Here is a 23442-nt window from a genome sequence, read left to right on the forward strand (position 1 = left end):
AATGTCATAGTTCCGGTGTGTGCAGGGGAAAGCGACAGCGGGCTGAACTATTCCCCTGCATCACTCCGGATTGGCTATTTTGCCATTGAAGGGCCGCGGTTTAGTTCGTTAGCCAAGCTTCAATGTGCTCTCGTTTTGGCACACTCCCTTTATGCACAACTTCATCATCGATGACCACGGCTGGTGTCGACATCACGCCATAGGCCATGATCTGGGCCATGTCTTCGACTTTAACCAACTCAAAGTCGATACCTTGCTGCTGGAACACATCCTGAATGAGCTCGGCGGTGACTTTGCAGTTCTTACAGCCCGAGCCGAGTACTTTTACGTTTTTCATCATTTTGATCCTTATATCAGAGACAATTGCTATTAAAGAACGGGGAAGGTGGCATTGAATACCCATCCGATGAGGGTAAATGCAACCAACAAGAGCGCGAAAAGCGTGGCGAGCAAACGCCACTGCATGACTTGCTTGAGTAAAATGAATTCAGGAAAGCTGGCCGCGACCGTGCTCATACAAAATGCGAGCGTGGTACCAATGGGAAGTCCGTTGGTGATCAGGCTCTCCATGACAGGAATGACCCCGGTCGCGTTCGAATAGAGCGGGATGCCAAGTAATACGGCTGCAGGTACAGACCACCATTGGCCAGCCCCAAGATAAGCCTCTATCCAGCCTTCAGGCACAAAGCCGTGTAGGGCTGCTCCAAGGCCGACACCGATGATCACCCACTTCCAGACCCTGGCAAAAATAGTAGCGACCTCCTCTTTGGCAAAGCCGTGCCGTTCAGCCAGGGTCAAAGACGTCGAATGGGTTGGAGTGCCGGTGGCATTGTGTCTTTGCTTAATGTGGTCTTTGCCTTGTTTCATGGCATTGGCGGCAAAGGGCTGGAGCCAGCGCTCAGCTTTGATGGCGTCAAGGAATATCCCGCCCAATATCCCTACTGACATGCCAAGCGCAATATAAACAAAGGTAAATTTCCAGCCAAGTAGGCTCATGAGCAAAAGTACGGCCACTTCATTAATCAGTGGGGAAGTAATGAGGAACGCCATCGTGATCCCGAGCGGGATCCCTGCCGAGGTGAAGCCCAGAAACACGGGAATGCTCGAGCATGAACAGAATGGGGTGATCGCACCAAACAATGCCCCCATAGAGTAACCCAGCGCGCGGTGTTTGCCGGCCAAATAGTCCCTGACCCGTTCAACATTCAATGATGCACGAACCAAAGCAATGACGTAAATCATAAACAGCAAGAGGGCAAATATCTTGAGGGTATCCTCAATGAAAAAATGCAGAGCTCCCGCTAATTGGGTATCGGGGGGTAACCCAAAGACCGAGTAAACCGCCCACGAGGCGAAATCCGTGAAAACTTGGAACATACTTTGTCCTTATCAAATAGACTAACTACAGATAAAGACGAATGAGGTATGAAAAGGATTCTTAATGAAGAGCAAAAAAGTTGAAAAAGCCCCCTAGACGAGCGTAAGGGGTGGGGCAACCCCCCAAAATCGGCTTTTTCAACTTTTTTCGGTGTTTACTTAATTAAGCTGCCGCTTACTGTACGAGGTTTTAGATGTCATGTGTGGGTATCAGTTATTCATGACAGGCTGCTTGGGGGATGTCATGAGCGCTCCGCTTGGCTTTCGGAAAAAGCATTTTTTTGACTAAGCTGATAAATAAACCCTGCGAGCCAAAGCCAATGAAAAAAAAGCAGTTGCAAGTTGTGGTAACCGGAGGCCCCGGAGGCGGAAAAACCACTGCGTTGGATCTTTTCCGCAGAGAGCTGGGCCATAAGATAGCTGTTGTACCCGAGGCGGCGACGGTACTTTTCTCTGGCGGCATAACACGCTCAGAAGATGAGCAAGTGCTTAAATTGGTACAGAAAACGATTTTTCAGCTGCAAAAGAATGTCGAGGAGATCCATAAAGCACAGTTTCCGGACAGGTTACTGGTGTGTGATCGCGGCTCGCTTGATGGTTTGGCTTACTGGCCTGGTAGCGAAAGTGAATTTTTTAGCGAGGTAAATTCTACTTTTGAAGATGAAATCGCCCGCTACGATGCTGTGATCTTTTTTGAATCCGCCGGAGCCTCCGGACATGATATCAGTAGCAATAACCCGGTACGAAACGAGTCGTCTCAACAAGCTGCGCAATTAGATAAAAAACTTCAGAAAGTCTGGTCCAGGCATCCCCATTTCTACTTTGTTGGGAGCTCAGAGTCCTTTATTCGGAAGATCATGTTCGGGATCATGACGATAGAAAACGTGATAAATCAGTATCAGAGGGGGTAGTTATAACCGCTGTGTTATGGGGGGCTTACGGTATACCAGGGCCGCCCCTGCGACCCTTTGATAACAGTATTTGAATGGCTTAATAAGCCGCTACGACGGAAATAGCACCAATACCTTCATTTATAGATAAAATTTCTGGTGCCACTGATGCATTTTCTTGCGCCTTTTCAATGGTTTTATACTCGTGAAGCACCCCGTAATGATAATTACCAATGTTAAACGTAATGAGGTGATTATGCATAGCTAACTGCCCTGCGTGGGTATGTTTGTATGTCTCCTTCACCGATAAGTCTTCAACGTTCTCTGCTTCCAGTATTTTGAGCAAATCCTTAAGAGCGATTCCCTCCTCTTTGTCTCTGTACATACGCAGTCCGAGGCTGTACCAGTTCTCTGGTATCATTTCAATCCACATACTTTCTGCGATTTGGTTGCTTGAGCAGTCAATTTCGACTGCGCCACCTAAAAATTCAAACTTTTCGCAGTTGAAGGCAGTTGTTTTCTTTATTTTGACTTGCTTTTTACATACTCCATTCTGTCCCAACTCCGAATTGGTTGTTTTCCCAAGTTCAACCTCTAACGGTAGCTCGAATAAAACACTTGAAGCTATAGCCTCAGAGTTTATCAATAACATTGCTATAGTGAAAAAATACGAAATAACCTTTTTCATGTTTACACCTACTTTGCATTTTTCAGGCCAAATTGTTAAGGCATACATATACCGGTCATCTAACTAAATCTTGCTTTCAAAAAAGCTATAATTGGCTTCGCACTATGTGTAGGTAATGGAAAAATGACGCCTTAAGTGTTTCCATGCCCCGTGTTCCGGTATTAGTAGTCTTTGGTTATCATTGTTTTTTGTGTGTTAATTTATTGTAATGCAATGATTTTTTTGGCCTTGCCAATTCCACGATTAATCCTTTTTTGAGGCGGTTGACAATTTAAAAACTACAATAAAATGGCAGGAAAACAGTGACAGGTATCAAATAACAACATCGATTGTTATAAACTGATCGCAGAGGTGGTAATTATTAAAGTCTGAAGTGACTCTTAACGCGGTTATCAATTTTAACTGACCTTGCTTTTATTCTGTGTAATCCTTTTTTGGCTTTATCTTGTTTTGTATTTAAAGCAATCAATAAGAGGAAATCATAAACCTGTTATCTATAATGTTTCATTATTTTTTCATGTTTTGGTAATGTTTGCTTACATTAATTTTATTATTTGCTTCTGTATTTTTTAGAGAATGTAACTGAGATAAAAATGTGCCTCAAAAACAGTTATTAGATCTGGGATAATAATAAAATTTTCTATCATGACTTTTCTCTGCGGGGCGTAAAACAGCACACTTGCTGGTTAGCATCGAGCTTTACTTGGCAAGATAATATCAACTGCTGCTTCAGTTTGTTGCGCGCCCGTAGCAGGCGTGATTTTACGGCCGGCAGGGTCAAACCTTGTTGGTTGGCATAGGCTTGTTGAGTCATCCCCTTGATGTCACAAGCTTTCAAAACGTGGCTATCTGGCTGCGGGAGCTCGGACAGGACTCGGCTTAGGCACTGGGTGAGGGTATCGACAACCGCTTGCGGGTCATTTTCTTGCTCAATATCCTGTTCTAATGGCACGGGATGTTTTTTCCGTCTGTGGTCAATGAGCAAATTGTTTGCCACACGGTAGAGCCAAGCCCGGGGGTTGCTGATGTTGCAAAACGCATAGTCTTTGACCATTGCCCGAATGAATACCTCTTGTAGCAAATCATCGGTCAATTCGGCATCGTTCGTTTGGGTGGTTAGCCAGAGGGCGAGGGGCCGGGCATGTTGCGCCCAGGCATCCATCAAGCAAGGCCGGGCGTTGTGGCTGTTTTGGCTCATCGTAATGCTCTGTTCCGCTTAGTGATTATTGACGAAACGAGTGTATCGTAATTGGATTGGCATTTTTGGCAACTCATGTTGCAGAAAAAGCACGTTTGAATTTTGTTTTAACCGAACGCCAGTGAGTTGTCGGTGTGGTTGGTGCCTTGTCGAGAAGGTGCTGGAAATCATCCTGGCTCGGGCAGATTTCACCACCATGGGCAAGTAGCAGGCTTGTGGGTGATAATGCGACGATCTTATTGACTGACTGGCGGTAGCGATTGGGGTAGAAAACCGGGAAGGGAGGAATATAGCGTCCTTTCACTTTTACCATTAGATCGGCGACATAAACCTTGCCGGAGTTTTGGTGGTATAGCGATAAGTCCCGGTCGGTATGACCTTGAGTTGATAGTGCCCGCCACTCGGGGAAGCCTGGTACCAGTTCTTGGTCGTCAAGCAGGTAATCTGGCTTTAGTTTGGCGTTATACCACAAATTACAGCGGGTCTTTTTCATTCGCTTGGCGACCCAACTTGCTAGCAGCAAGTCGGTCCAATGCATCAGTATGCCATCAATGCCCTGGTACCACTGGCCGGGGACATTGGCGGCGGCAATGCTGCATCCTGTCAATTTGCGAAGACGATGCGCCGCACCGGCGTGATCAGGGTGCATGTGGGTGACAATGACCAGTTTGAGATCCTTGACTGGGCGCTTAAGCTGTTCGCGGATGAAGTTGAGCAAATGAGGAATATCAGCACGGCAGCAGCCATCTAAAAGCAGCAAGCCATAACGGTATTCAACGAGATATATCGATTGGATATAGCCATCTATCTGGTGCAGTTTCATCTTGATATCCCTAAGTGGATGAAAAGCAATTTTATCTTTCTTCAATAAAAACATTATTTAACAACTCATCAGACCAATCAAGCAGGGAATAGTACAGAGACCGATATGATGAACATGAGGGAAGGTGTGACTCACGCATAGAACGCTAGAGTAGAAAAAGGCCCAACGTGAAATATATGAGTGGTCAGCGAGAGTCACGTTGGGCAAGGATTTAAATTTCCCAATCACCTCCTAGGGCCTTGTTTAACCCGACGACCATATTGGCGGTCTGCAGCCGGGCTGCCACTACGCGGTCGCGCATTGCATGTTGCTGGCGCTGGGCATCCAGTACCGACAGGTAGTCGATAAGGCCTGCCTGGTAGAGTGATAGCGCTTTGCCTACTGCTTCCTCAGTTTCTGCTTCGGCCTCAAGCAACAAAGACTGATACTGCTGGCTGTTACCGTAGCCATTGAGCAAGGTCTCCACCTCCCCGATAGCGCTGTTGACCGCATGCTGGTATGTGAGTGCGCTGGCTTCAAAGCGTGACTCTTGAAGCTTGATCATGGCATCGGTACGGCCGCCGTCGAACAGGTTCCAGCTGACCCCGACACTGGCGAGCCACGTTGCTGAGTCGCTGTCGAACAGATCATCAAAATCCCCCGCAAGCACACCCGGTGTCCCGGTCAGGTAAAACTTCGGGTATTGATTGGCAACAGCCGCAGCTAACTCGGCATTTTGTGCGGCCATTTCCCGTTCTGCGATTCGGAGATCTGGCCTTCTTTGCAATAGATCTGAAGGCAGGCCTGTCGGGATTAATCCATTGAAGGAAGGTAATGGCGAGTTGACGGCAAGCCTTTCCTGCATATGACGAGGAGATTCACCGAGTAAAATAGCCAAACGTTGCTGGTGGGCATTTTCCGCGGTTTCCAACTGTGGGATCACCGCCCTGGTTGCGGCCAGCATTGCTTTGGCCCGGGCGACATCGAGCTGGGAGCCATAGCCACTGTGGTGAATTTTTTCGACTAATGCCAGCGTTTGTTGTTGATCCTTGACCAATTCAAGGGCGATTGTCTTACGCTCCTGGGCCCCACGAAACTGGAGGTAGTTGTGGAGTACATCGCTGGTGATCAGAGTTGTCAGTCCCTGGCACATGATCTCTGCCTGCTCGGCACGAATGGAGGCCGCTTTTGCTTGGCTGTCAATTCGGCCGAATAAGTCCAGCTCCCAGGCGATGGTCATACCGGCATGAAAGGCGCTTTGATCACTGTCTATGATGGCCGTACCCAATGGGTTATTGGAAGATACAGCTGCACCGAGCAGTGGGTCATTTTCACTGATGCCATACGAGGTATAGCCTGCACCAAGGCCGACGGTCGGCACTTTGAATGACTCGACGATCTGGTTGAAGGCTTGGGCGGATCTGATCCGCTCCGAAGCCACTTTCAGTGGGATATTTTGGTTTTGGGCATCACGAATGAGTTCATTCAATGTTGGGTCATTAAATTGGGACCACCAATGGGCGTTGGTCTGCTGTCCTGTGAGGCTTTGCCCGCTATTTACCCCCGAAACCGCTCGATTTAAGTAGGTGTCAGCGAGCGTACTGCGCGGTTGTTCGTAGTTTGGTGCCGAGGCACAACCGGTCAGGATCAGTGCGGCTGTCAATACAGTTAAATTAAGCTTTTTCATGAGTCAGCTCCTCATCATGCCCTGCGTTGTCGGTTGTGTGCTTTAAGTCAGCTCGGTAAAACAAACGGTATAGAGCCGGCATCACAAACAGAGAAAGTACGGTCGCTGCCGCCAAGCCGCCGATGATGGTGGCCGCCATCTGGTCAAACAAGCGGTCTGACAGCAACGGGATCATCCCCAGAGCAGTGGTTAGCGCACCCATTGAAATCGCCATGGTGCGGTTTAAAGTGGCTTCCTCGATGGCATCCTCCAGACCTTTTCCATTTTTTCTTTCCAGTTCGATCTGGTCCATCAGTACAATCCCGTTTTTGATGATCATCCCCGATAGGGCGATGGCGCCGATCAAGGCCATGAAGCCGAATGGTTTATCGGCAATCAACAGGAACCAGCTCGCTCCGGTGGCGGCAAGAGGCACGGTTGTTAGAATGATGACAGGCTGCTTGAAGCCGTTGAACAGGGCTACAAGGATGATCACCATGATAAGCAGTGCTTTAGGCAGTTGGTTGAAGGTATCTGTGATAGCCCTGTCTTCGTCGTAATATTCGCCCCCCCACTCAAATCGGTAGCCGTCAGGCAGTTCGATAGCTTCAATATCCGCGGCGAGTTGCTTACGGACATCTGAGGCTGTCATACCGTCAACCGCGGCCTGAACGGTGATAGCGGGTACGCGGTTTCGCCGCCATATCATGCTTTCTTCATCCTTGAGTTCGAATTTATCGACAACTTGACCCAATGGAACAGAGTGCAATCCCATCAGCGATCGTACAGGTAGAGTCTCCAGCGAATTAATATCGGCATCGGCACTGCGGATGTTGATGGGGATTAACTCATCACCTTGGTGAAGGCGTGCCAGAGTTACGCCGTTAGTTGCCCGCTGAATAGCAAGGGCGATATCAGTACGGTTGATGCCTGCACGACGCGCTTGCTCCTGGTTAAGCTGCGGGACGATGACTTTGCTTTTCTGACGCCAGTCGTCACGGACATACTTGGTATTCGGATGGGCTCGCATTATGTCTTGGGCCTGTTTTGACAGTGCGTGCAGTACCTCGGGATCGGGACCGATAAACCTGGCCTCAATACTGAATTTGTCTTTGGTCGCGAGCTTCAGCGCCCGGAACCTAGGCTCGGCATGAGGAAACTGCTCTTCTAGCCATTGGTCACCTCGACGTTCCAGCGCCTCGATGCCGCTGTAGTCATGGGTATTGATCAGGATCTGACCATAGCTTGGGTCATATGGCTCTGGTTCAACGGTAACGGAGAACCTTGGTGCACTTGCGCCAACAAAAGTAGTGAAATCTTTGACTTCTGGTTGCTCACGCAGCCAGTCCTCAATACGAACCATATCGGCCGATGTTTGCTCTATCTGTGCACCATTCGGTAGCCAGTAATCGAGAAATACCATAGCGCGGTCTGAGGTTGGTATGAAGTTGACCGAAATATGAGGCACGACAAAGGCGGTAATACCAAGAAGCGGTACCAATACACTGAGGCCTTTGAGTGGGTGGCGGACCGTGTAGTGGACGGCTTTGCGGTACAGCGACGGCTTGTTTGCCTGCGGCTCTTTGCCTTGGGAGGCTGGTGTCTGCTTCGGCTTGAACCAGGCCCAACACATTAACGGGGTAATCGTCATGGCAATCAGCCACGATAGAAGCAGTGACGCGCACATGACCCAGAATACCGAACCGGCAAATTCAGCCGCGTCGGTTGTGGAAAACATCACCGGACTCGCCCCCATGACAGCAATAATGGTGGCTGCTAGGAGCGGAACGGCTGTTTCCTGGATGGTTTCTTTGGCCGCTTTTAGTCGGTCAATACCTTTGTTGATCTTGGAAATGATCATATCGGTGACAACAATGGCGTTATCAACCAGCATACCTAGCGCAAGAATAAAGGTGCCCAAAGATACGCGCTGTAGATCAATGGCCTCTATCTTCATGTAAACCAGGGTCAGCAAGATAGTTAGCATTAGGCTGCTACCGACTATCAGGGCGCTTTTCAGGCCCATGAATAACCACAGGATCACGACGACAATCAAGACACTCTCGATCAAGTTGGACACGAAGTTGTTGATCGACTTTTGTACTTCTTCCGGCTGGAAAGCGACGGCATTAATGTCGATACCCAGCGGCAGGGTCTGCTGATACTCGGCGATAACCTGATTGAGCTGATCACCCAGAGAGACCACATTGATGCCAGAGTTCGGGCTGACTGCCAGCGTGATTGCATCAATGCCGTTGAAGCGGCTTTCAGACAGAGCTGGCGTCTGGTAGCCCATAGAGACAGTGGCGATATCACCAAGGCGGATCAAGCCGGTTCCCAAGTCCCCCACACCGCCTTTGATCATCAGGTTCCTAATATCATCCAGGCTGGTAAATTCACTGCCTTGATCAACCCGGATACGTTCGATCCCAGCTTTGAACTGACCCGCATCATAGATCATGTTCTGGCTGGCCAACTGATTGATGACTTGCGCCGAAGAAAGGCCATAATCAGCCAAACGTTCATCGGGTAAGTCGATATTAACGACTTGGTTGCGTACCCCATGCAGCTCAATTTTCTTGATGCCTTCAACTGCTTTTAGGCGGCGCTGTAGCTCCTTGGCATAGAGACGCAGCTCGCTGGGCTCAATGCCTTCGCCGGTTATCGCAAACAACATGCCGTACACTTCCGAAAACTCATCCTGCACAATGCTGATTTGAGCCGTTGCCGGCAGCTCGAGCTTAACGTCGTTGATCTTGCGGCGGAGCAGGTCCCACTGCTGAGGCAGTTCCTTTGAGCTGGTGGACTCCTGGAGATCGACAAAGACCATCGAGCTGCCGGGACGAGACAGAGAGCGAAGTTTCCACAACGATTCCATCTCTTGTAATCGGGTCTCGATTTTGTCTGTGACTTGCGCCTCGACCTCCTGCGCGGAAGCGCCTGGGTAGAGGGTGACAACAACGGCGCTTTTGACCGTAAATGTGGGATCCTCAAGCTTACCCAGCTTGAAGTAAGAAGTAATACCAGCAATGACGCACAACACACTGAAGAAAACGATAAAGGTGCGCTGTCGAATTGCAAATTCTGCAAGATTCATCGTTGTCACCTATAGGGTTTTGGCGGTTGATTTGCCTGGTGCGGTTGAGGTTGGTGCTGAAGCAACAAAGACCTCTTTGCTCACGAGCTGCGGTTGAACCAACGCGGTGGTGAGAATTTTACCGACTGCTTGGCCCGGCTCGAGATAATGGACGCCGGCGGTGATAATTTTATCGCCGGGAGCAAGGTTGCCGCTGACACAAGCTTGATTGGCCTGGAGTGATTCGATAGTGACGGATTTAGGCCGCGTTGTACCATTGTCGATAGTGAAAACCGAATGTAACTCGCCGCTTTGTCTAATGGCCGAGTAGGGAATGCAATACTGCCCTGCACCTTGTTCAAACGCCACCGTTAACTGAATAGCCTTGCCGGGAAGCGCTGCATCTTTCATTGTCAGTGCACTTTGATCCAACTGGTAGGTGATCTGGTAGGTTTGCTTGATCGGATCCGGTAGCGTGTTAACCTCTTTGAGTGAGGCTTTGATTGCTTCATGGCTGCCGTACCACGAGACGGCTCCGGTTGGTTGGTCCTTGAATCGGCTAATTAGGCTCTCCGGTACATCGATAACAGCGTGTAGGTGGTTTGGCTGATGAAGCGTAAAGACGGGAAAGCCGGGGGCGGCTTGTTCGAATTGTTCGCTGAAGCGTTTGCCAACTACGCCATCAAAAGGAGCTGTGAGCTCGGTGTAGGCGAGGGCATCTTGGGCTTTTTGTAGGTTTTGCTCTACCACTTTGACCATGGCTTGGCTGCGCTTGTAGCCAGATTGTGCGCGATCAAGATTGACCTCGGCAATAGCATTATCGCGGGCGGCTTGCTTTACTCTTCTGAGTTCAATAGCGGCGAGTACTTTTGCGGCTTTTGCTTCTTCCAGACGGGCCTCTAGCTCTAAAACAGCAACCTGGTAGTCGTGAGGATCAAGCCTTGCGATGACTTGTCCCTGTTTGACTCTTTCCCCTGTTTTTACCATTACCTCAGTGATGGTTCCCGGAACTTTGAAAGCGAGGTTGGCAGTATCTATAGCTTCCAATACGCCTGAGAACTGGCGGGTATTGAATTGATGCTGGCTACCCAGTTCGATGACCTGCACCGGACGGGGAGATTTTTCAGCGACTGCAGGTGTCGTATCACTGCAGCCACTAAGCACAAGTATGGCAATTGGAGCCATAGCATAGGAGCTTGTTGTTTTCATAATTCATTCCACTCAAAAAAAACAGTGTTATTTTAAGCTTTGAATCGGAAAGGATAATTAGGCTGCAATGCGAAACACTGTCACGATTTTCGTGACAATAAAACGAAGGCTTGGGTTGATAATCACCAAACCTACCGCTATTTAGTCTTGAGTTTTGCGACAATCAAAAATTTTAGGCAAATGCTCCAGCAGGTGGTTGATAAGTGCTCGTGTTGCTTGGCTTACGCCCATTCTGTCTGGGTAGATCAGCCATACATCCTCTGACTGGGATTGGCAGTCAGGGAGGATTCTAATGAGTTCGCCTGACTCCATTGCATTGATTGCTAACAGCAGGGGAAGGAAACTGATCCCTTGTCCGGCAATCATCGAGCGGCGGATATAGCCGGTACTATTGCTGCTGAGTATAGGTTTGACTTTGAGGGTTGAGTCTGTAAAACGCCAAGTGTCTTCAATTCTACCGTCAGACCAGCGGTAGCAAATACAACGGTGCTGAGCGAGATCATTGATGCTCTCTGGTGCTCCGTATTGTGCAATATAGTCTGGGCTAGCGAGAAGGAAACGATTGATAGAAGTGATGTGTCTCGCAACCAGGCTTGAATCTTGGAGTGGGCCGACATGGAAACTTAAATCAAGTCCTTGTTCATACAGATCCCGGTAGCCATTGGTGCTGAAGCGAACATCTAGCTCGATATCGGGATACTGTAGCTGAAACTGATTGAGGATAGGCTGAAGTAGCTCATCACTGTCTGGCAGCGCCCCGATTTTCACTTTTCCTGCTGGTTTGCTATCTAGCTGATACATCGCCTCTTGCGCTTTTTCGATTCCCTGAACCACTTGCAATAGCTCATGGTAGAGCACTTCACCGTGTTGTGTCAGACGAAGTTTGCGTGTGGTTCTGAAGAATAGCTGTGCATTGAGGTGCTTTTCTAATTCGCCAATTCGGCGGCTGACATTGGCGCGGGGGAGGTCGAGCGCATTGGCTGCCGCAGAGAAGCTGCCCAGCTCAACAACGGTGGTAAACAGTTTTAGATCATCCAGGCGCATAAAAGTCGCTTATCAACATTAATCATTGTCTTTACAGTGTAAATGCCAGTTCCATGCACGGAAATGATATGCATCATAAAAAATATCAAGCTGATACATTCAATGATGTCCTACTTTATTAAATTTATTCAATAAATAATAAGTGTTGTCCTTGTTGAGTAATGGCGGGTAAATACTTGCATGGCATAAAACTGCCCTCACAAAAGCGTGATCTAAGCCTGTATGTTTATTTGCATCAAGTGTCATGGTTTTAAAAATAATAATTGAAACACCGTTTCACAGATCACATTTCAGATCGCTTCTTGTTTTATTTTGTTTTTATCTTTGTATATTGAAATGGAATTCATCATAAAACAAAACGGTATTTCAAAAATGAAACTGAAACTGTTATCTCTATCCCTAATTGCTGTTTTATCTTCTACGTCGGCTTTTGCGACAACGATTAACCTTAGACATGAATATATGCCAGACCGAGACGGTGATAAACATAGAGATCGCATCAGTGTCTCTCACCGGTTTGACAATGGTATTGGTGTATCTGTCGAAGCAAAGTGGCGTCATGACGACGATGAATTCGTCCGTAAAATGAAAAGTGGCGGCCATGAAGTTGGTGTAAGTTATAACTATAAGATTAATAACAACTTTACTCTTCAGCCATCTTATGCGGCTGACGTATCGAGCACAAAGACCGTGCATAAGTTTAATATCCGCGGGATCACTAAGATCACCGATGATTGGGGGGCGTCACTGCGCTATCGCTACGGTTGGGACCGCCCGGTCTCTGGGGATGATTCTGGCTACCATCAGCTTAACCTCGTAACAGATTATAAACTGTCTTGGGGTAAAGTCGGTGTAGATATTGAATATAAAGACTTAGAGTCAGGAAAAGGTGGCTGGAAAGATAAAGACCGCGATCACCTAATTAATTTCTTCGGAGAATATTCATTGCTATCAAGCGGATGGATTCCATTTGTAGAAGTCGGTGCTTTAACATTTGATAAAGACGGCGATGGCTATAAAGATGATTACGCAATTCGTTACCGCTTTGGTATGAAGTACAATTTTTAATTAGGTGCTTAAAATGAAAAAGACAACATTATCTTTATTATTCGGTACTTTATTTGCTCCTTCTATCTATGCGGCTGATATTAATGTTGATGAGCTGACTTGGAAAGCAATTACCTTCGGCCAGTCGACAGATATGAATTTTGGTTCGACGATCCTGCCTGAAAAAGTCGGGGTTAACCAGGTAACTGCCGATGGTAAGAAGGTTCAGCCAGGTCAAGTCCAGCCGGAGTTTACCATCGAAAGCCGCGGCGGTAAGTTGGCAAACTCACATGAGGGTTTGACGTTTTACTATACCGAGCTGCCAACGGACTTGAACTTTACACTAAGTGCTGACGTTGTGCTGGAGCAGCTTGGACCTGAAACGGGCGCGACACCAAACCGTCAGGAAGGTGCCGGTCTGATGGTACGAGATATCTTAGGTGCCGAGCGTCTGGTTCCTCAGCCGGAAGGCCATGAGGAGTTTCCCTCTTCGTCCAATATGGTCATGAACCTGCTTCGGTCTCATACCCGTACCAATGACGGTATGACCAATGTTAACGCCTCTTACCGGGAAGGTGTGTATCAGCCGTGGGGAACGGCCGGAAACCGATTGAGTCGTGTCGATTATGTTGACGGCGTCACTTATGGCGAGTCAGAAAGCTATCGCATGACATTGACTCGAACTGATGAAGGGTTCACGGTCAGTTACCAATATGGTGATGAAGTCATTACCCAGGAAGTGAAAGGTGCGAATGCGAACATTGTAGAAGTGCAGAACCCTGACTCGCAATATGTTGGTTTTTTTGCCTCTCGCAATGCGAAAATGCGAGTTAGCAATGTCAACTTGGATGTTTCAGAAGCCGATACGCAGGATGCCCCGCTGTATGAAGCCAAGCAAGTGAACCTTATCGTGCAGGAGGCCTCTTCACCGCGCTCCCTCGTTAAGGCATACCCTGTGCAGGCTCGGGCGAACTATACCGGAGCCTTTGAACTTAAGCACAACGGCAAGGTTGTTACTAAGCAGTTGGTTGCCGCCGGTGAGCTTTTCCACCACCTCATTGATCTTGATGAGACGGAAAATGCCGTGGACGTGGTATTTACGGCGGTAGAAGGACCAGAGCAAGAGCCTCAGTCGCTTTCGTATAACGTGGAGTTTACCCCAGCCGCAAACGCCATGGAGCTATATGCTGCTCCTAATGGCAGTTCTGAAGGGGATGGTTCTGCTGACCACCCTTACGATTTGGCAACGGCGATGGCTGTGTTACCGGCTGGCGGCACTATCTTGCTCAAAGATGGTGACTATCAAGGTATCACCGTACCGGTTACGGCCAGTGGTACTGCGGAGCAGCCGAAAACGCTTCGCGCGATGGGTGAGAAAGTACGCTTTGTCTCTGAGTTCCATCATGATGCCAACTATTGGCATTATCAGAATATCGAGGTGGCACACGCGCAGTTCATTGTTCACGGAAGTCACAATACGTTCGAGAAAATGGTGACCCACAGTGCACCTGATACCGGTTTCCAAATTACCTCTCCGGAAAATATCGGCCGAGCACTATGGGCTAGCCATAATACGGTGATAGATAGTGAAAGCTATAACAATATGGATCCTTCTCAAATCAATGCCGACGGCTTTGCCGCAAAGATGCGGGTTGGGGATGGAAACACTTTCATCCGCTGTATTTCCCATCACAATATTGATGACGGCTGGGATCTCTTCAACAAGGTTGAAGACGGTGCAAACGGCGCGGTGACCATCATTGATTCAATCGCTTTTAATAACGGGCGTACGTTAGAGGTTGATAATAAAGGCGGCACTATCGGTAATGGTTTCAAGCTGGGAGGTGAAGGCATCCCTGTTCCTCACGTGGTGAAAAACAGCCTATCGTTCAACAACAATATGGATGGGTTTACTGATAACTTCAACCCAGGAGCCTTGGTGTTGAGCGACAATGTTGCCATTGACAACAAGCGCTTTAACTACTTGTTCCGTCAGAGCCCATATTCGGGTGATGTTGAACAAGGCTCCTTTACCAACAACGCCTCTTTCCGCTTTCATGTTACAGGTAAATATGATGATGTCATAAATAGCGCTCACGCTTCTGGCAACTTTTTAATTATTGGTAACAAGACATTGTCTGAAGAGGGCAAAGAGAAAGAGAAGCAGTTTGTTACACCGCTAAAACAGGCGTCTGTGATTGACTTGCAGCAGGCGATCCCTGGTAAGCAGGAAGCGCTGAAGTTGAAAGAGCTTTTGCAGTAATTGATTAATAAAAAAGCTCTTCGGAGCTTTTTTATTTTTATCCCGTACAGGAAACAACGCGTTAGGCTTTCCCTTTTATGAGTACCTTGTCTAAATTGGATTTAGAGGTTTAATTATGGAATACGATTACATCGTTATCGCGGGCTATTTTGCATTAATGATTGCTATCAGCTTGTTATTTAAAAAGATGGCAAGCAACAGTACCAGTGACTACTTCCGCGGGGGCGGCAAGATGCTGTGGTGGATGGTGGGGGCCACTGCCTTCATGACCCAGTTCTCGGCCTGGACGTTTACCGGGGCGGCAGGTAAAGCCTTTAATGACGGCTTTGCGGTATTGGCTGTTTTTATCGGTAACATGGTTGCTTATGTGTTTGCCTACTATTATTTTGCCCGCCGCTTTCGCCAGATGCGTGTTGATACGCCAACGGAAGGGGTACGACGCCGCTTCGGCAACACCAATGAGCAATTCTTTACCTGGGTCATTATTCCCCTCAGTGTGATCAACGCAGGGGTTTGGCTAAATGGCCTCGGCGTCTTTGCTTCGGCTGTTTTTAACGCTGATATTGTCACGACAATTTGGGTCACAGGGCTTGCGGTACTGGCTATTTCCTTGCTCAGTGGCGCCTGGGGGGTAGTTGCCTCCGACTTTATCCAAACCTTGGTTGTTGCGGTGATCTCTATCGCTTGTGCTGCCGTCGCGCTGTATGTGGTCGGTGGTCCTGGCGAGATTATTGAGAACTTCCCTGGCGGTTTCGTCATGGGGCCGGACATGAATTACCCGCTGCTGTTGGTATGTACTTTCATTTTCTTCATCGTGAAGCAGCTGCAAAGTATTAACAACATGCAGGAGTCATATCGCTTTTTGAATGCCAAAGATTCACACAATGCTAGCAAGGCTGCAGTGATGGCGTTGGCAATGATGATCTTTGGTGCCATTATCTGGTTTATCCCGCCTTGGGCATCGGCGATCCTTTATCCGGATGCGGCAACGCAGTACTCGGAACTGGGGGCAAAGGCAAGTGATGCGGTGTATTTGGTATTTGCCCGTGAAACCATGCCACTCGGTACCGTCGGTTTATTGATGGCGGGTTTGTTTGCGGCGACCATGTCCTCAATGGACTCCGCCCTAAATAGAAACTCAGGTATTTTTGTCCGCAGCTTTTACTCGAATGTTGTCCGTAAGGGGCAGGCGTCAGACCGAGAACTGCTAAGGGCGGGTCAGGTTGCCTGCCTGGTCAATGGTATCTTGGTCATCATGATGGCCCAGTTCTTCAACTCGCTGAAACACCTAAGCCTGTTCGATCTAATGATGCAGGTGGCAACATTGCTGCAATCACCAATTCTGGTGCCGTTATTCCTTGGTATCATTATCCGTAAAACCCCTAAGTGGGCGCCGTGGGCTACGGTTGTCTTCGGGATGCTGGTCTCTTGGTCGGTTGTTAAGATCTTTACCCCGGACTATGTGGCAAGTTGGTTTGGCATTGAAGAGCTCACCCGTCGCGAGGCCGGTGAGCTTCGGACCATGATCACCATTGCTGCGCACCTGTTCTTTACGGCCGGTTTCTTCTGCCTATCGACCCTGTTTTATAAAGAAGAGCAGGATATCCATAAAGAAACAACGCTCGAGTTCTTTAACGATGTGGACACACCGTGTGTCGCTGAAGAAGGGCAAGACATTGTAGACCGTATGCAGCGGGCAAAACTTGGCAAGTTAGTAACATATATGGCTGCAGGCTTAACGTTGATGGTTCTGATCCCTAATCCTCTTTGGGGGCGGATGTTGTTCTTGGCCTGTGCCGCTGCGGTATTTGTCGTTGGTTTTGGTTTGAAGAAAAGTGCCCGGTTAGATGAAGTGAAAGTAACGGCACCGAGCACGCAGTGATGCTATCGCTGACAGCGTGATCTCAACAGGGTGAATAGCTCAATCCGCCTACGGGTATATGGTTACTGTTTGCTGGTATTAGCAAGAGAAAAGCCGCCTTTGATAGGCGGCTTTGTTTTATCTACGTTTTTGCGCGGGGCTACAGGGGTAGGGTAGCCCTGCGGGGAAATTAGATCATCGAGCTGGCGAGCGACCACATATAGCCGCCAAAGATCATCAGGAGCACGCCACCGCCAGCCCGGCTGACCTGGTAGCTGTATGCCGTGGCGCCAGCATAACGCTGGCGGGCTAGCGCCGCTAAAAACATCATACCGACAACGGTGGTGAGCAGTGCCATGGCGGGTAAGTCTCGGCTCAAAATCTGCTCAGGCAGTTGCAAGCCATTACCCAAAAGAGCAGGGAACGCTATGACGCCCAGTAGGTTGAAGATGTTGGAGCCGATGACAGTGGCAAAGGCAATGTCATGCATGCCTCTTCTCACGCCTGCCAGGGCTGCGGCCAGTTCAGGCAGGCTGGTGCCAAAGGCAATAACCGTCAGGCCAATTGTTAGCTCGCTAATTCCAGCAATGACGGCCAGCTCAACCGCCCCCCACACCATCAGCTTGGACGACGCGAGCAAGACCACGAGCATGATGAGGGTTTCAACAGCCGCACGCGGTTTCGATATATTGAGAAAGTCCAACTCTTCGGGCTCTGAATGGCCGTGCTTTACGGACTGGGCCAAATAGAAGCAATAGGCCACGAGCCCAACAATCAGAATAAGGCCGTCGCGTATTGCTAACTGTCCGTTTACCATCAGTAAACCCGATATCATCATCGCAATGGTCAGAATAGGGAACTCACGGCGGATAAAACGCGGATGGACAGTTAGTGGCTTGAATAGCATGCAGATTGATAGCACTAGGCCAATGTTGATGATGTTCGAGCCTAGCCCGTTTCCAATTGAAAGCTCGCCAGCACCATTGATGGCCGCGGTAGCCGAGACTAACAGTTCCGGGGCTGAGGTCCCAAAGGCAACCACCGTCATGCCGATAAAGACTATTGAGACATTATTGAGCTTGGCAAACGTTGCGGAGGAGGCGATAAGTCTATCGGCACTGAGGGACAACAAGACAAATCCAAGAGCCAAGGCAACAAGAGCGACGAGAAAAGCGTTCATTGAGTATTCTATGGGCGAGGGCTAATCAAAACACGAACAATCCCACACCTGGCCCTCGCAGTTGGTGCGTGATTGTCCGAGTCTCGCTGGGCTACCAAAAATATATCGGTAGCTGGATATGCCATGGCATGTGGCCAAATATGTTGACATAACCTTTTGCCCCGCGGGCAAAATAGCTACTCCCTCAAACTGGGGCGTATTATACGCGGCGGATGGGTTCAAGCTAGGGATGTGTGGGGAGAGAAATGTAAGATTTAGTAACAGTCGCAGCGGGGGCAGGCCGTACGCTTAGCCTGCACCCATCTGCTTAGTTAATGCTGGCTGTGGTCCATTTTTTCTTCTTTCATGCCTTCAGGTACATAAGTCGCTTCCTCAACCGTGACCTCAAGGTCAATCGTCCCGGCGTGTTTGAAGGTGAGGGTCAAAGGAAACTTCTCGCCAAGCTTAGGCACTTCGTTGAGCTTAAAAAACATAATGTGGTAGCCACCTGGCTTCAAAGCCTGTGAACCATGGGCGGGAATATCAATTTTCTCAACCTCGCGCATTTTCATCATACCGTTTTCGTGGAAATGGGTATGCAGCTCGGTTTTGCCTGCGATGGGAGACGTTGCGCTGAGCAGTTCATCGCCCTTGTTACTGTGGCTGACCACATTGAAAAACGCCGCGGCGACTTGCGAAGTTGGTGGAACTTGTTTTGACCAAGGGTGCTCAATGTGTAGCTCGCCGACCTTGTAGTCATGCGCATTAACCGTGCTAGTGAGTGCGAAGAGGCTGCCTAATAGAATGCTTTTTATTGTTTTCATTACGTTCTCCGGGTGGCGTGATGCCACGAAAATGTAGATCGCTGATTGTTAGAAATGAAAAAGTGAGACAAATGGTAATGGTGGAGAATGCTTGGGAGCCAGCAGGAATAGCCGTTGAGAAGTAGGGGTATACAGCGATAGATAATCGCCAAGGTAGCCGATAAATTGGAGTTGACTGACAAGCTTGTAGTCCCCTTCTAGCTGCTGGGGATTGTTATCATACAGCTTGAAGACCGGACAGTGGGTATTGAAACGTGGATGCTCATCATCGTGGTGATGATCGCTTTGCTCAAGAGACTGTACAGACACCCAGCGTAAGCCGGAAGAAGTACAAACAAGGACTTTTTTGCCGGTCAACCAGACTTTTTCCTTAACAAACAAACGAGGATTGAGAACGGCTACGGAAGAGAGCAGGGACGAGGTCAGGAGTGCAGTAACGGCCAGCAAGCATATCAACTTTCTGCTGTTTATGAATGGCTTACATGGCGGGAAAGTGAACGGCATGAATATGTGCACTGGCTAGACAATGATCGGATAGTAACAAGCAACTGCGAGGATGTAACTTTACTTGTTAATGTTTTGTAGTGCTTTTGAGATCAGGCTAGCAACTTTGTGTCGGTCGGAGGTACGTTATGTATTTGATGTCGACTTTCCTCGAAGCCGCCTCATGATGGCTTTTTCGGCTTCCACAAGTACGAAGACACTTGAGGCGATGATGATGATCCTTGGCCAAGCCATAATCTCAATAGCACTAGTGCCGAAAAGTACCTGCATGATTGGCAGGTAGGTAAAAGTAAGCTGAAACAAACATAAAAGCGTGATGGCCAGCAAGACATAGTAATTGCCCACAATGGCCTGGCGGCTGAAAATGGGCTCAAGGATATAGCGCGAATTAAACAGGTAGAAAATCTCGAACATAACGAGGGTGTTCACCGCGATGGTACGTGCTCGTTCAATGCTGGGGTTATGCCCCAGTTCCCACTGGAATAGTCCAAGTGTACCGATCATTATAATCACCGACACAAAACCTATCCGCCAAATCAGGTGGTTGTTCAAAAGAGGATGGTTCGTCGGACGGGGCGGACGCTGCATGATCCCTTTTTCTTTCGGTTCAAAAGCAAGCGACAGCGCCAGTGTAACGGCCGTTATCATATTCACCCAAAGGATCTGGACTGGGGTGAGGGGTAACTGCTGGAAGCCCAGCAAGACGGCAGTAAGTATGATCAGGGCTTCTCCGCCATTGGTTGGCAATATAAACAGAATGGCTTTTTGCAAGTTGTCATACACCGCGCGTCCCTCTTCGACAGCTGCCGTGATGGTGGCGAAGTTGTCATCGGCCAATACCATCTCGGACGCTTCTTTCGCCGCTTCGGTACCGTTTTGTCCCATTGCCGTACCAATATCGGAGCGCTTCAGGGCTGGGGCGTCATTAACGCCATCGCCTGTCATGGCCACGATGTGGTTATGCTGCTGCAACGTGTTGATGAGGCGCATTTTGTGCTCTGGGTTAACGCGGGCATAAATGTCAATGTGATCAGCAAGCTCAAACAGTGCTTCTTCACTGAGTTTGTCCATCTGTTGGCCTGTCAGGGCTTCGTCGGTGTTGATAATGCCCAGTTGCAATGCGATAGCCCGCGCCGTCAGGGCGTGATCGCCGGTGATCATTTTTACTCGAATACCCGCTTCCTTGCATGCCTGCACGGCCTCGATGGCTTCTTCTCGTGGAGGGTCGATAAGGCCAAACAGGCCCAGCATAATGAATTGTTTGCCGATATCACCAAAATGCAGTTCGACCTGATCATAATGCGTTGGGCTGTAAGCGATGGCCAACAGTCGTTGGCCGTCATGGGCTTGTTGTTCGATCATGCCTAACCAGTAGTCAGGTTGAATGTGGGTCGGCCCTGCATCGGTCATTTGCTGGTGGCACATTTCTATGATTTGCTCCGGTGCCCCTTTGAGGAAAATAAAGGCCTGTCCTTCATGGCTGTGGTGCAGCGTCGCCATAAACCGATGCTCTGATTCAAAGGGGATCAAGTCGGTGCGGGGATAATTGTGGTTTTCATTTTCAGCATCAAGGCCTAGCTTAGCGCCTGCCACAAGCAGTGCACCTTCCATAGGATCTCCATGGATCTGCCATTCCTGCCCTTTGTGACTCAGGGTTGAGTCATTACATAGCACCGAGGCACGGATTGCTTGGGTGATGGGCGAGTCCGGGGCGGGGACAATTTCCTGTCCATTGAGCATCAGAAAGCCATGTGGGTTATAACCGGTGCCGCTCAGAGTGTATTGGTTGTCTGCGGTGACTATGGTGCGGACGGTCATTTCATTGCGGGTGAGCGTACCGGTTTTGTCGGTGCAGATCACCGTGACCGAGCCCAGGGTTTCAACGGCTGGAAGTCGGCGGATCACGGCTTGGCGCCGGGCCATTCTCTCGACCCCGATCGCCAGTGTGATGGTCATGATGGCTGGCAGTCCTTCGGGGATCGCCGCGACGGCTAGGCTGACCGCAGCAAGAAACATGTTGGTGCTAGGGTAGTCACGGATCAAGACTCCAAAGGAAAAAGTGGCCGTTGCCAAGATCAGGATCAGTGCTGTTAGCCAGCGGCCGAAGCTAGCTACCTGCTTAAGCAAAGGGGTATCTGTCGGTGCCACTTTCGAGACCAGTTCACTGATTTGCCCTAATTCAGTATCAATGCCCGTTGCTACAACGATACCGGTGCCCAGGCCATGGGTGACCAGTGTGCCGGAGTAGGCCATGGAGCTGCGACTGGCTAGTTCGGTTTGGCATCCGACCGGATCACTTTGCTTATCAACGGCAACAGACTCGCCGGTCAAAATGGCCTCGGATACCTGCAACCCTTTAGCGCGGCATAGCCTTAAATCGGCCGGGATCCGATCGCCGGGCTGAAGTAGTACAATATCGCCAATAACCAGGTTTTCGACGGCAATGGTTTGTTGACGACCGCCTCGGATGACCTCGGCATTGGGTGATAGCATGCTGCGGATGGCCTTCAGCGCCTCCTCTGCCCGACCTTCCTGTATGAAGCCAATAATGGCATTGATCAGCACGACCCCGGCAATGACGCCGGTATCGAGCCAATGGCCAAGAAGCCCGGTAATCACCATGACAACGAGCAAGACATAGATGAGTAGGTTGTTGAACTGGCTAATAAAGCGGGTGATAAATGAACGCTTTTGTGGGTCTGGTAACTTATTGGGGCCCTGATGGTGCAGACGCTGCTTGGCTTCTTCGGCGCTCAGGCCCTCCGGCTGACTGTCCACAGCCGTGAAGGTTTGCTGTACAGAGCAATGGTGCCAAGGGGTAGGTGGCTCGTACATGGCAACATATCCAGCGGCCTAAAATCGTCGTTTATTGATTATTAGGCAAACTGGTCTAGGTTGTGTGTATGAATTATGGGAAAGGGAAACAAGCGAATGGCAGATATTTTTGGATTTGATGCGTTCTCTCCCAAGCAGATAGCCGAGAAGGTTGACAGCATCGGGGTGGTAAAGGCTAGGCTGCCACTGCTCTCCATGGTGATGCTGGGCATATTGGCTGGCGCTTTTATTGGCCTAGGCGGTTTATATTTCACCTTGGTGAAATCTGATGCTGAACTGGGGTTTGCCATGCAGCAAGTACTCGGCGGCGTGACCTTTTCTCTGGGGCTGTTGCTGGTCATCGTGGCGGGTGCCGAGCTGTTTACTGGCAATAACCTTTTGGCGATGGCTTGGGCTGACAACAAGATCACCACATCGGAGTTATTGATAAACTGGGGGGTTGTGTGCGCGGCTAATTTGGTCGGTGCCGTAGGGTTGGCCGTTCTGGTGTTCCTTTCTGGCCATACGACCATGAACGATGGTGCCATTGCGGCCATGTACGCCAAGATTGCGGCGGCGAAATGTGAGTTGCCGTTTTGGACCGCTTTTTTTCGCGGCTTATTGTGCAACGTGCTGGTGTGCATGGCTGTCTGGATGGCGTTGGCTGGCCGCAGTGTGATTGATAAGGCGGTGGCGATCGTGTTTCCAATCTCTGCGTTTGTTGCTGCCGGTTTCGAGCATAGTATCGCCAATATGTATTTCATTCCGCTTGCCATGCTGCTCAAGCTCTCGGGCACGGTGGATGTTGCTGACTCTGTCACGCTACTGGGTTTTGTCGGTAACTTGATCCCTGTTATTTTGGGCAACCTTGTCGGGGGCAGTGTGATGGTCGGTTTGGTATACCACATTATTTATTTAAGGAAAGAGCCATAGATTCAAAAGGTTACTTCCTTATCCGCTAGTGTATTTGCCCTTGGCGATGGAAAATGAATATCAGGGCGGGTGCTATAATTTAGCTGG

General features: G+C 49.2%; 18 protein-coding genes. 5 read left to right on the forward strand and 13 right to left on the reverse strand.

What is annotated here, in order from left to right; translation table 11 throughout:
• Positions 1-100: 100 nt before the first annotated feature.
• Both C9J03_RS09255 and C9J03_RS09260 read right to left on the reverse strand, forming a co-directional pair.
• Positions 101-340, reverse strand: a complete 240-nt coding sequence (locus C9J03_RS09255; RefSeq protein ID WP_039458532.1) for a thioredoxin family protein — start codon at positions 338-340, stop codon at positions 101-103.
• Positions 341-369: 29 nt separating this feature from the next.
• Positions 370-1377, reverse strand: coding sequence for a permease (locus C9J03_RS09260; protein WP_044620776.1), 1008 nt, complete (start codon positions 1375-1377; stop codon positions 370-372).
• 320 nt (positions 1378-1697) lie between these two features.
• Between C9J03_RS09260 and C9J03_RS09265 the strand changes: the two genes are divergently transcribed.
• Positions 1698-2288, forward strand: a complete 591-nt coding sequence (locus C9J03_RS09265) for an AAA family ATPase (protein ID WP_044621845.1) — start codon at positions 1698-1700, stop codon at positions 2286-2288.
• Between the two features lie 79 nt (positions 2289-2367).
• Here C9J03_RS09265 and C9J03_RS09270 read toward each other — a convergent pair whose 3' ends face one another.
• The 7 genes from C9J03_RS09270 to C9J03_RS09300 form a co-directional block, all read right to left on the reverse strand.
• The gene (locus C9J03_RS09270; RefSeq protein ID WP_044620777.1) at positions 2368-2955 is read right to left on the reverse strand and encodes a hypothetical protein; all 588 of its coding nucleotides are present in this window, start codon (positions 2953-2955) and stop codon (positions 2368-2370) included.
• 643 nt (positions 2956-3598) lie between these two features.
• Entirely contained in the window at positions 3599-4153 is a 555-nt protein-coding gene (locus C9J03_RS09275; RefSeq protein ID WP_044620778.1) for a sigma-70 family RNA polymerase sigma factor, read from the reverse strand.
• Between the two features lie 73 nt (positions 4154-4226).
• A complete protein-coding gene (locus tag C9J03_RS09280) occupies positions 4227-4976 on the reverse strand; it encodes an MBL fold metallo-hydrolase (RefSeq protein ID WP_044620779.1) in 750 nt (249 codons plus the stop codon).
• A gap of 211 nt (positions 4977-5187) precedes the next feature.
• A complete protein-coding gene (locus tag C9J03_RS09285) occupies positions 5188-6642 on the reverse strand; it encodes an efflux transporter outer membrane subunit (protein ID WP_044620780.1) in 1455 nt (484 codons plus the stop codon).
• Entirely contained in the window at positions 6629-9718 is a 3090-nt protein-coding gene (locus tag C9J03_RS09290; protein ID WP_044620781.1) for an efflux RND transporter permease subunit, read from the reverse strand. Before C9J03_RS09290 ends, C9J03_RS09285 begins: the two co-directional genes overlap by 14 nt.
• A 9-nt stretch (positions 9719-9727) precedes the next feature.
• Positions 9728-10906 carry an efflux RND transporter periplasmic adaptor subunit gene (locus C9J03_RS09295; RefSeq protein WP_082060444.1) on the reverse strand — a complete coding sequence of 393 codons (1179 nt, stop codon included), beginning with the start codon at positions 10904-10906 and terminating at the stop codon, positions 9728-9730.
• Positions 10907-11047: 141 nt separating this feature from the next.
• Positions 11048-11950 (reverse strand): LysR family transcriptional regulator, encoded by a 903-nt coding sequence (locus C9J03_RS09300; protein WP_039458550.1) that lies wholly within the window; start codon positions 11948-11950, stop codon positions 11048-11050.
• 372 nt (positions 11951-12322) lie between these two features.
• On the opposite strand from C9J03_RS09300, the gene C9J03_RS09305 reads away from it, so the two are divergent.
• The 3 genes from C9J03_RS09305 to C9J03_RS09315 all read left to right on the forward strand — a co-directional run bounded on the left by C9J03_RS09305 (position 12323) and on the right by C9J03_RS09315 (position 17142).
• Complete coding sequence (locus tag C9J03_RS09305) at positions 12323-13018, forward strand: oligogalacturonate-specific porin KdgM family protein (RefSeq protein WP_044620782.1); 696 nt, start codon at positions 12323-12325, stop codon at positions 13016-13018.
• Between the two features lie 13 nt (positions 13019-13031).
• Positions 13032-15260: a right-handed parallel beta-helix repeat-containing protein gene (locus C9J03_RS09310; protein ID WP_044620783.1), complete on the forward strand. Its 2229-nt coding sequence runs from the start codon at positions 13032-13034 to the stop codon at positions 15258-15260.
• A gap of 115 nt (positions 15261-15375) precedes the next feature.
• Positions 15376-17142, forward strand: coding sequence for a sodium:solute symporter family protein (locus tag C9J03_RS09315; protein WP_044620784.1), 1767 nt, complete (start codon positions 15376-15378; stop codon positions 17140-17142).
• 169 nt (positions 17143-17311) lie between these two features.
• Here C9J03_RS09315 and C9J03_RS09320 read toward each other — a convergent pair whose 3' ends face one another.
• From C9J03_RS09320 to C9J03_RS09335, 4 genes are all read right to left on the reverse strand, one after another.
• Complete coding sequence (locus C9J03_RS09320; protein ID WP_044620785.1) at positions 17312-18301, reverse strand: calcium/sodium antiporter; 990 nt, start codon at positions 18299-18301, stop codon at positions 17312-17314.
• A gap of 311 nt (positions 18302-18612) precedes the next feature.
• Positions 18613-19104, reverse strand: a complete 492-nt coding sequence (locus tag C9J03_RS09325; protein WP_039463446.1) for a copper chaperone PCu(A)C — start codon at positions 19102-19104, stop codon at positions 18613-18615.
• A gap of 48 nt (positions 19105-19152) precedes the next feature.
• Positions 19153-19461 carry a hypothetical protein gene (locus tag C9J03_RS09330; RefSeq protein WP_039463444.1) on the reverse strand — a complete coding sequence of 103 codons (309 nt, stop codon included), beginning with the start codon at positions 19459-19461 and terminating at the stop codon, positions 19153-19155.
• 273 nt (positions 19462-19734) lie between these two features.
• The gene (locus tag C9J03_RS09335) at positions 19735-22443 is read right to left on the reverse strand and encodes a cation-transporting P-type ATPase (RefSeq protein ID WP_044620786.1); all 2709 of its coding nucleotides are present in this window, start codon (positions 22441-22443) and stop codon (positions 19735-19737) included.
• Between the two features lie 96 nt (positions 22444-22539).
• Here C9J03_RS09335 and C9J03_RS09340 point away from each other — a divergent pair, with 96 nt between their 5' ends.
• The gene (locus tag C9J03_RS09340; RefSeq protein WP_044620787.1) at positions 22540-23355 is read left to right on the forward strand and encodes a formate/nitrite transporter family protein; all 816 of its coding nucleotides are present in this window, start codon (positions 22540-22542) and stop codon (positions 23353-23355) included.
• The last annotated feature ends 87 nt before the right edge of the window (positions 23356-23442 follow it).

The organism is Photobacterium gaetbulicola, assembly GCF_003025515.1.
In the GTDB taxonomy this organism is placed as follows: domain Bacteria; phylum Pseudomonadota; class Gammaproteobacteria; order Enterobacterales; family Vibrionaceae; genus Photobacterium; species Photobacterium gaetbulicola.